The 14,242-nt window shown below is 45.1% G+C and carries 15 protein-coding genes; 14 read left to right on the forward strand and 1 reads right to left on the reverse strand.

Translation table 11 applies throughout. The features are described from left to right. Positions 1-25: 25 nt before the first annotated feature. Positions 26-667 carry a YczE/YyaS/YitT family protein gene (locus VJ374_RS03845; protein WP_329470219.1) on the reverse strand — a complete coding sequence of 214 codons (642 nt, stop codon included), beginning with the start codon at positions 665-667 and terminating at the stop codon, positions 26-28. 170 nt (positions 668-837) lie between these two features. On the opposite strand from VJ374_RS03845, the gene VJ374_RS03850 reads away from it, so the two are divergent. The 14 genes from VJ374_RS03850 to VJ374_RS03915 all read left to right on the forward strand — a co-directional run bounded on the left by VJ374_RS03850 (position 838) and on the right by VJ374_RS03915 (position 14,217). Further along, complete coding sequence (locus VJ374_RS03850; RefSeq protein WP_290773549.1) at positions 838-1,401, forward strand: glycerol-3-phosphate responsive antiterminator; 564 nt, start codon at positions 838-840, stop codon at positions 1,399-1,401. A gap of 196 nt (positions 1,402-1,597) precedes the next feature. Continuing rightward, on the forward strand, positions 1,598-2,422 hold the full coding sequence (locus tag VJ374_RS03855) for an MIP/aquaporin family protein (RefSeq protein WP_035409382.1): 825 nt from the start codon (positions 1,598-1,600) through the stop codon (positions 2,420-2,422). A gap of 30 nt (positions 2,423-2,452) precedes the next feature. Next, on the forward strand, positions 2,453-3,943 hold the full coding sequence (glpK, locus tag VJ374_RS03860) for a glycerol kinase GlpK (protein ID WP_035409380.1): 1,491 nt from the start codon (positions 2,453-2,455) through the stop codon (positions 3,941-3,943). A 133-nt stretch (positions 3,944-4,076) separates the two neighbouring features. Continuing rightward, positions 4,077-5,732, forward strand: a complete 1,656-nt coding sequence (locus tag VJ374_RS03865; protein WP_329470221.1) for a glycerol-3-phosphate dehydrogenase/oxidase — start codon at positions 4,077-4,079, stop codon at positions 5,730-5,732. Positions 5,733-5,878: 146 nt separating this feature from the next. Then, positions 5,879-6,559, forward strand: a complete 681-nt coding sequence (locus VJ374_RS03870; protein ID WP_056059996.1) for a DsbA family oxidoreductase — start codon at positions 5,879-5,881, stop codon at positions 6,557-6,559. A 39-nt stretch (positions 6,560-6,598) separates the two neighbouring features. Then, the gene (locus VJ374_RS03875; RefSeq protein WP_035409374.1) at positions 6,599-7,588 is read left to right on the forward strand and encodes a lipoate--protein ligase; all 990 of its coding nucleotides are present in this window, start codon (positions 6,599-6,601) and stop codon (positions 7,586-7,588) included. A 50-nt stretch (positions 7,589-7,638) separates the two neighbouring features. Then, positions 7,639-8,526: a glucose 1-dehydrogenase gene (locus tag VJ374_RS03880; RefSeq protein WP_035409372.1), complete on the forward strand. Its 888-nt coding sequence runs from the start codon at positions 7,639-7,641 to the stop codon at positions 8,524-8,526. 124 nt (positions 8,527-8,650) lie between these two features. Next, entirely contained in the window at positions 8,651-10,198 is a 1,548-nt protein-coding gene (locus tag VJ374_RS03885; protein ID WP_035409371.1) for a fatty acid--CoA ligase family protein, read from the forward strand. Positions 10,199-10,264: 66 nt separating this feature from the next. Continuing rightward, complete coding sequence (gene mgsA / locus VJ374_RS03890) at positions 10,265-10,699, forward strand: methylglyoxal synthase (protein ID WP_029340960.1); 435 nt, start codon at positions 10,265-10,267, stop codon at positions 10,697-10,699. 96 nt (positions 10,700-10,795) lie between these two features. After that, the gene (locus tag VJ374_RS03895; protein ID WP_290748659.1) at positions 10,796-10,951 is read left to right on the forward strand and encodes a hypothetical protein; all 156 of its coding nucleotides are present in this window, start codon (positions 10,796-10,798) and stop codon (positions 10,949-10,951) included. 134 nt (positions 10,952-11,085) lie between these two features. Next, positions 11,086-11,748 carry a response regulator transcription factor gene (locus VJ374_RS03900; protein WP_023467381.1) on the forward strand — a complete coding sequence of 221 codons (663 nt, stop codon included), beginning with the start codon at positions 11,086-11,088 and terminating at the stop codon, positions 11,746-11,748. Next, entirely contained in the window at positions 11,745-13,127 is a 1,383-nt protein-coding gene (locus tag VJ374_RS03905) for a sensor histidine kinase (protein ID WP_035409370.1), read from the forward strand. Before VJ374_RS03900 ends, VJ374_RS03905 begins: the two co-directional genes overlap by 4 nt. Before the next feature lie 110 nt (positions 13,128-13,237). Continuing rightward, positions 13,238-13,711 carry a competence protein ComK gene (locus VJ374_RS03910; protein ID WP_035409368.1) on the forward strand — a complete coding sequence of 158 codons (474 nt, stop codon included), beginning with the start codon at positions 13,238-13,240 and terminating at the stop codon, positions 13,709-13,711. 98 nt (positions 13,712-13,809) lie between these two features. After that, a complete protein-coding gene (locus tag VJ374_RS03915; protein ID WP_023467385.1) occupies positions 13,810-14,217 on the forward strand; it encodes a hypothetical protein in 408 nt (135 codons plus the stop codon). The last annotated feature ends 25 nt before the right edge of the window (positions 14,218-14,242 follow it).

Consider the following 14,242-nt stretch of genomic DNA (forward strand, 5'->3'; position numbering starts at 1 on the left):
GTGAGCAACTCTTTTCTTTGAGTATTTAAGAACTAGTTCGTTTAGGCGGACGAGCCGTAATCGGGAACAGTCGCTGAAACCATTCAATCAGCGGACCATTCAATATTAAGAAAATAAAAGTTCCGACTCCGATGCCGATCAATTGACGTTCAATCAGTGAAAAGAGACTGGCAATCAAAAAAGGAATCCCGAGACTAATCGTTGCTCCGATTGATGTACTTTTAAAGCGGGTGATGAGTGATTTCATCAAGTAATCTGGCGGCATCAACACGAAGCCGATCTGGAGATAAAGTGCAAGTCCAAGTGAAATCAACGGCATACCGATTAACATGTACAAGGCGCGCATCCATAGTCCTTGTGGTGTGTAGATCAATTGATGGATTGATAAGAAGAAATCAATTGCGGCGCCGAACAGTACGACGAGTGCGAAACTGAGGACGATCGTCCACCAACTGAAGCGGCTTCCAAGAGAAAGCGCTGCAATCAAGGCAAGCACATGTAAAACGATGATGGCCAGCCCGACAGTTAACGGTGAGATCGCCGCGACAGCTTCGCTTGCGGATGTCCAAGGTGCACTGCCGATCGAGGCGGTCACCATAAAGCTGTTACCTAGGGCATTAATTAAAATCGAGAATAAATAAATAGTGATCCGTTTTTGCTGACTCATTGACGTGCACAGACGGTAGGACTGCGCATTCACCTCCTGAAAATAAATCGTTTCGTTAAGCTATACCCTAATCGTAGCGCTCTTTTCACTTATTTTCATGAAAAGAGCATTGCCTAATACCTCAGTTTCACGACATACTTAGGACACATTACGAATCAGGGGGAGAACGCATGACATATTTTGGACAGAAGATCCTGCCTTCCGTTAGAAAATTAGAAGACTTTGAAAAGATGCTGAAGAGTCCATATGAGTATGGGGTCTTACTCGAAATGCACGTCTCGCGTTTAAAAGCAGTCTATGAGATGGCACATCGATACGATAAAAAAATGTTTTTGCATATGGATCTCGTCCAGGGGTTAAAAAATGATGAGTACGCGACGGAATATGTTTGCCAAGAACTGAAACCGTATGGCGTCATTTCGACGAAGGCGAGTGTCATCTTGAAGGCACGTCAAAAAAAGGTCAAGACGATGCAGCGTATGTTCTTACTCGATTCCAGTTCACTTGAAAAAAGTTATCAACTTATGGAACGCACACAACCTGATTACATCGAAGTATTACCAGGGTTGATGCCGAAGTATATTCAAGAAGTGAAGGAAAAGACAGGACGTCTCGTATTCGCAGGGGGACTGATTGATACAGTAGAAGAAGTCGAACAAGCGATTGAAGCGGGTGCCTCAAGCATTACGACATCGAATAAGGATTTATGGCGGCATTTTGAACCACACTCTTAATCGGATTGTGAGAAAAATCATTTGGAACGTTTGACAGCGTTTTCACCGATTGTTATAGTGATATCAAGTTGATACAAAGTGACGGAGAAAAGGGAGATTCACGTGTGAGTTCTACTTGAAGAAAATTCAAGTATGAGCTGACGTGGATCTCCTTTTTATGTTGCTTTTTTCACATAATAAAAAAGGAGGAACACTTATGTCACCTTTATTAGCAGAATTTTTAGGTACAGCCTTGCTAGTCGCGCTTGGAAATGGTGTTGGCGCAGGCGTTAGCTTAACGAAATCGTTCGCGAAGGACGCAGGATGGATCGTCATCACGTTTGCATGGGGATTTGCCGTAGCGATTGCCGCGTATGCCGTTGGTCAATTCAGTGGGGCACACCTTAATCCAGCAGTGACGCTTGGTTTAGCATTTGACGGCTCATTTGCATGGGCGGATGTACCAGGCTATATCGTCGCTCAAATCGCCGGCGGGATATTAGGTGCAAGTCTTGTTTTCGTGCACTACTTACCACATTGGGCGGAAACGAAGGATCCAGCAACGAAGCTTGGCGTCTTTGCAACGTCTCCAGCGATTCCATACACATTTGCTAATCTAATGAGTGAAATGATTGCGACGTTCTTACTTGTTATCGGGTTGTTATCAATCGGAGCGAATAAGTTCTCGGATGGTCTGAATCCTCTAATTGTCGGCTTCTTGATCGTCAGCCTCGGTATGTCATTCGGAGGTACGACAGGATATGCGATGAACCCGGCGCGGGACCTTGGTCCTCGTATTGCCCATTTCATCCTACCGATTCATGGAAAAGGATCATCGAATTGGGGTTACTCTTGGATTCCGGTTCTTGGACCAGTTCTTGGTGGAAGTCTTGGCGGATTGTTTTATCGTTCGGTCTTCACAGGAAAAGATACACCGGCTTTTTGGATTGTAGGACTTGTGACAATCATCATATTAGGCTTATGCTATAGATTCGGTGTTCGTCCGAACAAAACAACGTCAGTGAAGTCAAAGTCAGCTTAACTTATTTAGATACAAAAGGATGGGGAAGAGATGGAGAACTACATTTTGTCATTGGATCAGGGAACGACAAGTACACGTGCGATCCTGTTTAATCGTGCTGGTGAGATCGTACATTCAGCGCAACAGGAATTCACGCAGTATTTTCCAAAACCAGGTTGGGTCGAACACAACGCAAACGAGATTTGGGGAAGTGTCCTTGCGGTCGTGGCGACTTGTCTGACGGAAGCAAACATAAAACCGTCGCAGATTGCCGGCATCGGGATCACGAACCAACGTGAAACAGCCGTCGTCTGGGAAAAAGAAACAGGGAAACCGATTCACAATGCAGTCGTGTGGCAATCGAGACAAACGGCTGAAATTTGTGAAGCGCTTCGAGCAGCCGGTCATGCCGAGCTCTTCCGTGAGAAGACAGGTCTATTGATTGATGCTTATTTCTCTGGTACGAAAGTCAAATGGATTTTGGATCATGTCGAAGGAGCACGAGCGCGTGCTGAACGTGGTGAACTATTATTCGGGACGATCGATACGTGGCTCATCTGGAAATTATCTGGCGGAAAAGCACATGTGACCGACTATTCGAATGCGAGTCGTACGTTGATGTACAACATTCATGAATTAAAATGGGATGACGAATTACTCGACATCTTAGACGTCCCGAAAGCGATGCTTCCAGAAGTACGACCTTCTTCTGAAGTGTACGCAGAAACAGCAGGTTATCATTTCTTCGGAGAAGCGGTTCCGATCGCTGGTGCAGCGGGTGATCAACAAGCCGCCTTGTTTGGTCAAGCGTGTTTTGACACAGGAATGGCGAAAAACACATACGGTACAGGCTGCTTCATGTTGATGAACACAGGCGAAGAGGCTGTGAAATCAGATCATGGACTGCTCACAACGATTGCGTGGGGCGTCGATGGTAAAGTTGAGTATGCCTTAGAAGGAAGTATCTTTGTCGCAGGATCCGCAATCCAATGGTTACGAGACGGATTACGCATCATTGATGATGCAAAGGAATCAGAAGGATACGCAACGCGTGTCACGTCATCAGAAGGTGTCTACGTCGTACCGGCATTCGTTGGTCTTGGAACACCTTACTGGGATTCAGACGTTCGTGGTGCAGTCTTCGGTTTGACACGTGGTACGGAAAAAGAACACTTTATCCGCGCAACATTAGAATCACTCGCTTATCAAACACGTGACGTCTTATCTGCGATGGAGCAAGATTCAGGTATCGAGATGAAGACACTTCGTGTTGACGGTGGAGCGGTTAAAAATAACTTCTTAATGCAGTTCCAAGGTGACATCATTCAAGCGCCGGTCGAACGTCCGGAAATCAATGAGACGACGGCATTAGGTGCAGCCTACTTGGCAGGTCTTGCTGTCGGATTCTTTGAAAACCGTGAACAAATTGCTACACAATGGAAAAAAGAACGCCGTTTCGAGCCGAGTATGGCAAAAGAAGAGACGGATGCGCTTTATGGCGGATGGCAAAAAGCTATTCAAGCTACGATGTTGTTCAAATGATGTGATCTATGTTATAGTAAGGTCAAGTTAATAAACCGGTCGGAGAATATGGAGAGACCACAGCAACAGTTGACATAGTCAACGTGTTTGTTGTGGTCTCTTTTTTTTCGAACCTAAACAGGAGGAACTATTCATGGCTAACCAACCATTTTCAAGCAAAAACCGTGCAGATGTCTATAATCGATTAACACGTGAAGAACTCGATCTACTTGTCGTAGGTGGCGGGATCACAGGTGCGGGAATCGCCCTCGATGCGGCGTCACGCGGTATGAAGATTGGCCTCGTCGAAATGCAGGATTTCGCATCTGGTACATCTAGTCGTTCAACGAAATTAGTCCATGGTGGTCTACGTTATTTAAAACAATTCGAAGTTCAAATGGTCGCTGAAGTCGGTAAAGAACGTGCGATTGTTTACGAAAACGGCCCACACGTTACGACACCAGAGTGGATGTTACTTCCGATGCATAAGGGCGGTACATTCGGACCGTTCAGTACGTCAATCGGTCTTCGTGTCTATGACTTCTTAGCAGGTGTTAAACGTTCTGAATGGCGTACGATGTTATCTGCAAAAGAAACATTAGCAAAAGAACCACTCGTTAAACAACAAGGTCTTAAAGGTGGCGGTTACTACGTCGAGTACCGCACAGATGACGCTCGTCTAACGATTGAAGTCATGAAAGAAGCAGTCGAACATGGCGCACGTGTCGTCAACTATACAAAAGCAGAAGAAATCATCTACGATGCTGGAAAAGTCGTCGGGATGCGTGTGACAGACCTCTTGACAGGTGACGTGCATGAAATCCGTGCGAAAAAAGTCGTCAACGCGACAGGTCCATGGGTTGATGAATTACGTGAAAAAGATGGCTCGAAAGTCGGGAAACAACTTCGTTTGACAAAAGGTGTCCACGTTGTCATCGATCAATCGAAATTCCCACTCAAACAAGCGGTCTACTTTGATACACCAGACGGTCGTATGATTTTTGCGATTCCACGTGATGGAAAAGCATACGTTGGTACGACAGATACGTTCTTCGATAAAGATACAGCACATCCGAAGTTCACAGTCGAAGATCAAGACTACGTCCTAGACGCGATCCACTATATGTTCCCAGATGTTAAAGTAACAGCGGAAGATATAGAATCAAGCTGGGCTGGTGTACGTCCGTTGATCTATGAACAAGGAAAAGACCCTTCTGAAATCTCTCGTAAAGATGAAGTATGGCAATCTGAGTCAGGTCTCATCACGATTGCTGGTGGGAAATTGACTGGATACCGTAAAATGGGTGAGCACGTCGTTGATCTCGTTGCAAAACTCTTGAAAAAAGAAGAAAATGTTGCGTATGCACGTTGCTCGACGAAAAACATGCCAATGTCGGGTGGACATGTCGGCGGAGCAAAAGGATTTGCTGAATTCCTAAAAGCTCAAACAGCAACGAATGGTCTAACAACAGAGGAAGTTCAATTCTTAGCAAAACGCTACGGTTCGAACCTACCGAAAGTGCTTGAATATGCAACAGCATATGATGCTGCTACGACAGATCTTCCACGTTCTGTCTACGCACAACTTCACTATGGTATCGAACATGAAATGGTCGCTCGTCCGATCGACTTCTTCATCCGGCGTACAGGTGCTGTCTTCTTCGACATCGCTTGGGCTCGTGCTCACAAAGACGCGGTCATCGAAGAAATGAAAACTGTCTTGAACTGGACAGCAGAACAAACAGCTGCTTACACGAAAGAACTCGATATTGAGATCGAAGATGCAGCACACGCGCTTGTAACAGAATAAGCGATGAACGCACTAAAGAACCAAGATCAAAACGATCTTGGTTCTTTTTTCGCACATATTCGAATCGACCTGGGCGGAAAGATTGCAACTCTGTCTAGAGGCGACTATGCTTAATGTATGAAACTGCACAAAAGGAGAGAACACAGATGAAAGTAGAAGTATGGTCGGATTATGCATGTCCGTTTTGTTATATTGGGAAGCGTCGTTTAGAACAAGCAATTGCGAACGAAAAGTTGGATGTTGAGGTCGAATTCAAAAGCTTTGAACTTGACCCAGATGCACCAGCAGTGCCGACGCAAGGGTTATACGAAATTCTTGCTTCGAAATATGGGACGACTCTCGAACAAGCACGGAATATGTCGCAAGGTGTCGTTGATACGGCACGTCAGGAAGGCTTGCACTACGAGATGGATCGTGTCATCCCAGCCAATACATTCGAGGCTCATCGCCTGACTCAATTTGCAAAAAAACATGGTAAGATGAATGCAGTATCGGAAGCTTTGTTCACAGCTTATTTCATGAATGGAGAAGATTTGAATGACCCAGCCATTCTGACGCGGATCGCAGTAGAAGCAGGACTTGCTGAAGCAGATGTCACAGCGTTTCTCGCATCAAAAGAACTGGCGACAGATGTTCGAGAAGAAGAGGCGATGGCACAACAACTTGGTGTTCGTGGTGTACCGTTCTTCGTCTTCGACCGAAAATATGCTATTTCCGGCGCACAACCAGTAGAAGCATTCGAACAAGTCTTCACGAAGATCCGCCAAGAACAAACACTTGAAATCATCGCTGAAGGTGATGCGTGTGGTGTCGACGGCTGTAACTGATCACATTATGATTCCATCACAAAGGAGCACGAAACCCTTATGAAATTCATCTTCCATCCTGAGATTCGCGATGCGCGAATCAATCTCGCTGTCGAAGAATTCATCTTGAACAACCTGAACGTCAATGAAGAAGACTATTTCTTGTTTTATATCAACGGTCCATCCATCATCGTCGGAAAAAACCAGAACACGAATGAAGAAGTTAATTTGAAGTATGTCGAGGAAAACGGCATCCACGTCGTCCGTCGTCTTTCCGGCGGTGGCGCTGTTTATCATGATGAAGGAAACTTGAACTTCAGTTTCTTGACGAAAGATGACGGTGATTCGTTCAACAACTATAAAAAGTTCACGGAGCCGGTCGTGCAAGCGCTGCATAAACTCGGTGTCGAAGCGGAATTATCTGGACGAAACGATATTCATGTCGGAAGCCGGAAAATCAGCGGGAATGCCCAGTTCACGACAAAAGGACGGATGTTTAGTCATGGTACGCTGATGCTCGATTCGAACATCGAAGAAGTCGTCAATGCGCTTGTCGTCAGTGAAGAGAAGATGCGTTCCAAAGGCATTAAATCGGTTCGGAGTCGTGTCGCGAACATCTCGGAATTCCTGACAGAACCGTTGACGATGGAACAATTCGTCGATCATCTCCTTGCCTCGATCTATGAAGGGAAAGAGATTGAACGGTATATCTTAACTGAAGAAGACTGGGATAAAGTACGTGCCATCTCGGCAGAACGTTATGGCAACTGGGAATGGAATTTCGGAAAATCACCGAAATTCGATGTCATTCAAAAAAAACGTTTCCCGATCGGAACGATTGACTTCCGATTGAATGTCAAAAAAGGCATCATTGAAGAAGCGAAGATTTACGGTGACTTCTTTGGCGTCGAGGACGCGGAAGAAATCGCACGGGCGCTTGTAGGTACACGTTATGATCGCGCGTCTCTTCGCGAAGTGCTCGGTCGGTACGAATTGAAAAAATATTTCGGCGCCGTCGAACTTGATGAGGTGCTAGACGTTTTAGCGTAAGTCTTTATGGGAAAACTCCTTCTATCAACAGCATAGGGGGAGTTTTTTTCATGGGCTATAATAAAGATAACTTTTTAGAAGGTTCGTTGACGGACTTTATCGATTTTGAACAGATTTCAAAACAATTACCGAAGACGGAGGACGAACAACCGTTACCTTATTATGAGCGTGATGATTATAAGGCAGCAGGTAAGCTTGAAGGAAAGGTCGCAATCGTCACAGGCGGCAATTCTGGAATTGGTCGTGCTGTCTCGATTGCTTATGTCCGTGAAGGGGCAAAGGTCGTCATTGCTTTCTATGGCGATCAAGAGGGAGCAGAAGAAACGAAGGCGCGTCTTGAAGAATTAGGAGGCGAAGTCCTACTTTCTAAAGGAGATATTGGGGACGCAGACTACTGTGAAACACTTGTTCAAAAAACGATCGACCATTTCGGTCGCTTAGATATCGTCGTCAACAATGCAAGTATGCAAAAACCAGAAGATAGTCTGAAGGATATCACGGATGAGTCGATGGAGAAGACGTTCAAGACAAATATCTTCGGAATGATGCGTCTTGCCCGTGCCGCACTACCGCACCTTTCACTTGGTTCTGCCATCATCAATACAACATCTTCGACAGCATACGAGGGGAACGCATTATTGATCGACTACTCCGCTACTAAAGGAGCAATCGTTAGCTTCACGCGGAGTCTTTCAATGAATCTGGCAAAAGAGGGAATTCGTGTCAACGCCGTCGCGCCTGGTCCGATTTGGACACCACTCATCACGGAGACGTTCCCGGATGAATCAGTCAAGACGTTCGGTAAGAATACACCTATGGATCGCCCAGGGCAACCGGCCGAGATGGCATCTGCTTATGTCTTCCTCGCCTGTAACGATTCAAGTTATATGACAGGACAGGTCCTTCACTTAAATGGTGGTGTCATCGTTAACGGTTAAAAAGAAACTCGGTGAAAACGTTTCCAAAAAGTGTTACACTATCCATACGGTCGCTTTTGACTACGTATGGATTTTTTTTACGTAAAAAATGAATAGTCATTCATTCGAAAGGGGAATTTTGCTCATGCTTGGATTGATTCAATCCGTTGAGGAGACAGCTCGAACACATCCGGACACAACGGCGTATGTGTTTGAGGACACGCAAGTCAGCTATCGTGAGTTCGTCGAGAAGTTTCACCGGGCAGCCGGCGCGCTTGAAGCAAATGGAATTCGAAAGGGCGATCATGTTGCGCTTATCTTAGGGAACAGTCCATCCTTCCTAGTCGCGTACTATGCCATCATGAAACAAGGAGCTATTGCAATTCCAATCAATCCTACATACACGCCGGATGAAATCGGGTATATCCTGATGAACGGTGATGTGAAAGGGATTTTAGGCATTGCTCCGCTTGTCGAAGCTGCAAAAGATCGTCTCGTTCATTTACCGAACCTCAAGATTGTCGTCTCTGTTCCCTATGCGGATCAGGAAGGACCAAACGAAACACATCAACAAGTTACGTTCATCACGCTCGATCGCTGGCTCGAAATCGAACATCCATTGACAGACGTGACGAATGAACTGGATGACATCGCCGTCATTCTCTATACAAGTGGGACGACAGGAAAACCAAAAGGTGCGATGTTATCGCATCGTAATCTGACGTCAAATGCGCGCTCAATCGGAGATTATCTACACGTATCAAGTAAAGACCGGACACTTGCCGTATTACCAATGTTCCATGTCTTTTGTTTAACAGTCGTCATCAATGCTTCGCTCGCACATGGAGCCTCAATCATCATTGCTTCACGGTTTTCACCACAAGAGACGTTTGAGTTAGCGAAAAAAGAACAGGTGACGATTTTTGCAGGCGTACCAACGATGTATAATTTCTTACTGCAAACCGTGAAGGCACATCCGGAATACGCGACCTATTTTGAGTCAACCCGTCTATTCGTCTCAGGAGGAGCGAGTCTTCCAGTACCACTCCTTGAAGCGTTTGATCAGACATTCCAGTGTCATATCCTCGAAGGATACGGTTTATCGGAAGCATCGCCCGTCACTTGTTTCAATCCGGTCGATGGTGTTCAGAAACCAGGCTCGATCGGTACATCGATCGTCGATGTTGAAAACAAAGTTGTCGATGAACTCGGACAGGAATTACCAGACGGTCAGGTCGGAGAATTGATTGTTCGTGGACCAAACGTCATGACGGGTTATTACAAGATGCCAGAAGAGTCGCAAGCGACGTTACGCGATGGCTGGTTATATACGGGTGATTTGGCTCGTCGTGATGAAGATGGTTATTTCTATATCGTCGATCGCAAAAAAGATATGATCATCGTCGGTGGCTATAACGTCTACCCACGTGAGGTCGAAGAAGTGCTCTATCAGCATCCAAATATCATTGAAGCCGCTGTTATCGGCATACCGGACGAGGAGATGGGCGAAGCTGTCAAAGCATTCGTCGTTGTCCGTGAGACGATGACAGAAGAGGAGGCGCGGACATTCTGTGGCACATCACTCGCGAAATACAAATGTCCGACACAGATTGAGTTCATCGATCGATTACCTCGTAATACGACCGGAAAGATTTTACGGACCGTGTTGAAGAAGCAACCGACGAATTCATGAGTGTTTCAAGAACTTCAGGTTTCTGAAGTTCTTTTTCTGTGCATAGACAAGAAGGAGGGGATACGAATGAATATCGCATTGATCGCACATGATGAAAAAAAAGATGAGATGATGGGGTTTACACGAGCTTATGCTGCATTCTTCAAGAAAAATACATTGTATGCGACAGGAACGACCGGGCAACGGATCATGGAAGCGACAGATTTACATGTTCATCGCTGTAAATCTGGACCACTCGGCGGTGATCAAGAAATCGGAGCCCTCGTGGCGCAAGGAAAGATCGATATCGTGATTTTTTTACGCGATCCGCTAACGGCGCAACCGCATGAACCGGACGTCTCCGCACTCATTCGATTATGCGATGTGTACGATCTGCCGCTCGCAACGAATGTCGGAACTGCCGAAATTTTAATCAATGGACTTGAACAAGGACAATTCGATTGGAAGGAAATCATTCGAAAACGTCATGAACTAGAACAAAAAAAGTTTTTAGATGATTAATTTTGTGAGAACGCTTCTCATTTTCGTTTAAGCATGCTATAGTCAGTTTGAGGATGATACTGATTATCAATTGCGATGGAAAAGGTGGCGAAGAAAATGGAGATTCTATTAATGACGGGTGTAACAGTATTGCTAGGAGGCGGCGTTGGATTTTTAACGCACGTCGTGAAAATGGAACGACTTCAACAGGTGGCACCTGCGACTTCAAAGAACAAGCAAGTAGCGTATCCAGCGCTCCGTCTCGTCAAATAATAGAAAATTTATGACTTCGCCTTTCTTTTCTTTTGAAAAGAAAGGTTTTTTTGAATTATTATCCACTCTCCCATAATTTTGCGGAATTCCTTTGATACACTGAAACAAAGCACATTAGTCGAGGAGTGAGAGCCATGCATACAATCTATTTGGTTGATGATGAAGTGAACTTGAATCGTGTACTCGTAAAGTACTTGGAACAAGAAGGTTGGCAGGTTAAATCGTTTACATCTGGTGAGGCAGCTGCTTCTGCGATCGTAGAGAAGCCAGATTTGTGGATTTTAGATATCATGCTACCGGATATGGATGGTTTTCAATTGATTAAGCGAATCAAGGCGCATGATGAAACGACACCCGTCATTTTCATTTCGGCGCGTGATGAGGATATCGATAAGATCATTGGTCTTGAGATGGGATCGGACGATTATATTGCGAAGCCGTTCCTTCCGCGCGAACTGGTCATTCGTGTCAAAAAAATCTTAGCACGTACGTATGCGACACCGAAAAGTGGAGTCATTCAATACGGCGATTATATGATTTATCCTGAGAAACGAATCATCGAGGAGAACGGTCAAGAAATTGATCTAACCTCAAAAGAGTATGATCTACTGATTTTATTTGCGACACAAATCGGGACGCCGATGTCTCGCGAGCAGATTCTCGTCAGTGTCTGGGGTGACGATTATTTCGGTTCGGACCGCGTCGTCGATGATCTTGTCCGTCGTGTCCGTAAAAAATTATCGAAACTGGAACTCGAAACGATCTATGGTATTGGCTATCGCTTGGTGTCTGCATGAAAAATCGCAGTCTCGGATTTCAGATTTGGGCGATGTTTCTGCTCGTCATCGTCACATTATCTGCAGTCATTCTCCTTGTCATCCGCTCATCGATCGGAAATTTCATCGATGAACAGGTCTATTCGACGCTTGAGAATAGTGAGGTCTTCTTCTCGAAGGATGCCTCTGTCATCGAGATGCTACAAGATAATCCGATTGAATTCGATCGTCGAAAACAAGAATCTCGATCAGTTAATATCCTATTGCTATCTAAGAACGGAAAACTTTATTACGGTGGGGCACCGCAACAACTGATCAATCAGATGTACCGTGATGCAATTGATCAAAAAACAGTTACGGCAAAGTATACGACGCGTCTTGATAAAGAAGACGTTTATTATAGTATTCGTAAAATGGAAGAGAGCGGCGAAACCTACTATCGTGTCTCTTACGTCTGGGATGCTTATCGACAAGAACTGATTACACAACTGTTTTCAAAAATCGGCTTCGTCGTCATCATCGGTAGTATCTTTACGTTATTCATTGCCTTCTGGTTGGCGCGTCGTCTAACACATCCGCTCGTCGAAATCGAAAGAGCAGTCGGGAAAATCGCGGCTCAAAAGTGGGATACACCACTTCCGCTCGATCGTGGGGATGAAATCGGTCGACTGGCACGGTCTGTCGATGCGATGCGGATGGATCTTGAAAAGCAGGATAAGGCACAAAAATCGTTGCTTCAAAATATTTCACATGATTTGAAGACGCCAATCATGGTCATTCGAAGTTATGCTCAGTCCATTTCAGATGGGATCTATCCAGATGGTGATTTAACCGGCTCCGTATCGGTCATTGATGAGGAAGCGGAACGATTAGAGAAAAAAGTGGCGGCTCTTCTTTACGTCACGAAGCTCGACTATTTCGAGCTCGATCGTTCTACGTGGGATAATGTCGATATCGATCGGATGATACACCTGCTGAAAAATCGTTTTTCTGGAACGAAGTCACTCGAATGGCATGTTAGTGGAGAAGCGGGAATCGTCCTTGGTGAAGGGGAACAATTACGAGTTGCACTCGAAAACGTCATGGACAACGCGATTCGTTATGCTGAAACACAAATTGACATCCGACTGTCTGGGACAGCGGATCAGGTTCATATCGAAATTGAAAATGATGGACCGCCACTTGATGACTCTTCGCCCTTGTTTCATCAATTTTCACGGGGCAAAGAAGGGAAGTTTGGGCTTGGTCTTTACATTGTCAAAAGGATCGTTGAGCGTCATGATGGTACGGTAGCAATTGAGAATCGCCCTGCGGGAAATGGAGTCGGGAAAGTTTGTGTGATTTTTAATTTCCCACGTCACTTTATTGAACAAGAGGAAAAAAAGCCAGAAGAATTTTAAAAACGGGATCCTAGGATCTCGTTTTTTTCATTAGGAAATAATCGGTATACTCATGCAGAGTAGAAGGAAGTTTGATATAACCAATATAATTCAGGAAGGGAGTGAAGGAGATGTCATACCCAGTTACGGAAGAAACGTTAGCTTTGATTCCACGATATGGTCAATATGGTGAACCACAGACACTTGTCATCAAGGAGCATTCGGAAAGTATTTTAGAGGGTCATCCGATTAAGTTGATTGAAGAATCCTGTTTATATTTTGGTTCATCGATGCGTGGACGAATCGAAGCAGCGCGACATATTCTTGGTCCGAACCGAAAGACACCTGTTTTAGTAGATTGGCAGGCACAAACGATATTTTTTCCGACGACCGCAAAAGAAAAGGCGGAATGCATTTGGATCAATTTCAAGCAAATGAAGACTGTTCAAAAAAAGTCTGGAAAAGTACAGGTAGAGTTTCAGACAGGTCAATGTATTGATACGGACGCATCCGCATACAGCATCGAACGGCAACGAATCAAAACGTTGGAACTGGCGTATGAAATGCAACGGCGCTTCCAATTGCCGGAGTTTAAGAATCGATGAAAAGTGGAAACACATAACAGGAATCTTACTTATGTAAGGAGAAAGAAGTAGAGAGAGAAATCATAGGGAGGTGAAGCGGTAACTTTTACCGCGACACGATGAATGAATCATATGAATGGTTAAATCGCCGAAAATTGCAGCCTGGATTTGGTGCGACAGGTGGCAGACGCTTTATCAGTTCTCGCATCGTACGTCCGGAAAATACACCGGGTAAACGAATCAAAGGAATCAAACGCGCGCGACAACTAGTCGTCGATGATGCCGGAAATCGCCGTTGGGTCACGAAACGAATCGTTGTGACGGATGCTGCGAAGCATGTCACGATGAATCGTCGAACATCGATCGCCTTAAAAGAGACGAATGAATCGCGACTTGAACAAGTCAAACAAAAACTAGCATCTAATAAAAAAGTCTTACTTCCAATCTTGGCGGCAACAGGAATCGCTGTCGCAGGTGGCGTTCTTGCCTATGTCCTTCGTCGGAAGAAAAAACAATCCGATCAATAAAAAAGAAGCCGTTCTCCAGTTGGGA

Origin of the sequence: Exiguobacterium sp. 9-2 (assembly GCF_036287235.1) — a bacterium.
Lineage (GTDB): Bacteria > Bacillota > Bacilli > Exiguobacteriales > Exiguobacteriaceae > Exiguobacterium_A.

What these genes read in the sequence shown, in the direction of transcription:
- VJ374_RS03845 (WP_329470219.1), bottom strand. Translation starts at nt 667, where the DNA reads ATGAGTCAGCAAAAACGGATCACTATTTATTTATTCTCGATTTTAATT.
- VJ374_RS03850 (WP_290773549.1), top strand. Translation starts at nt 838, where the DNA reads ATGACATATTTTGGACAGAAGATCCTGCCTTCCGTTAGAAAATTAGAA.
- VJ374_RS03855 (WP_035409382.1), top strand. Translation starts at nt 1,598, where the DNA reads ATGTCACCTTTATTAGCAGAATTTTTAGGTACAGCCTTGCTAGTCGCG.
- glpK (WP_035409380.1), top strand. Translation starts at nt 2,453, where the DNA reads ATGGAGAACTACATTTTGTCATTGGATCAGGGAACGACAAGTACACGT.
- VJ374_RS03865 (WP_329470221.1), top strand. Translation starts at nt 4,077, where the DNA reads ATGGCTAACCAACCATTTTCAAGCAAAAACCGTGCAGATGTCTATAAT.
- VJ374_RS03870 (WP_056059996.1), top strand. Translation starts at nt 5,879, where the DNA reads ATGAAAGTAGAAGTATGGTCGGATTATGCATGTCCGTTTTGTTATATT.
- VJ374_RS03875 (WP_035409374.1), top strand. Translation starts at nt 6,599, where the DNA reads ATGAAATTCATCTTCCATCCTGAGATTCGCGATGCGCGAATCAATCTC.
- VJ374_RS03880 (WP_035409372.1), top strand. Translation starts at nt 7,639, where the DNA reads ATGGGCTATAATAAAGATAACTTTTTAGAAGGTTCGTTGACGGACTTT.
- VJ374_RS03885 (WP_035409371.1), top strand. Translation starts at nt 8,651, where the DNA reads ATGCTTGGATTGATTCAATCCGTTGAGGAGACAGCTCGAACACATCCG.
- mgsA (WP_029340960.1), top strand. Translation starts at nt 10,265, where the DNA reads ATGAATATCGCATTGATCGCACATGATGAAAAAAAAGATGAGATGATG.
- VJ374_RS03895 (WP_290748659.1), top strand. Translation starts at nt 10,796, where the DNA reads ATGGAGATTCTATTAATGACGGGTGTAACAGTATTGCTAGGAGGCGGC.
- VJ374_RS03900 (WP_023467381.1), top strand. Translation starts at nt 11,086, where the DNA reads ATGCATACAATCTATTTGGTTGATGATGAAGTGAACTTGAATCGTGTA.
- VJ374_RS03905 (WP_035409370.1), top strand. Translation starts at nt 11,745, where the DNA reads ATGAAAAATCGCAGTCTCGGATTTCAGATTTGGGCGATGTTTCTGCTC.
- VJ374_RS03910 (WP_035409368.1), top strand. Translation starts at nt 13,238, where the DNA reads ATGTCATACCCAGTTACGGAAGAAACGTTAGCTTTGATTCCACGATAT.
- VJ374_RS03915 (WP_023467385.1), top strand. Translation starts at nt 13,810, where the DNA reads ATGAATGAATCATATGAATGGTTAAATCGCCGAAAATTGCAGCCTGGA.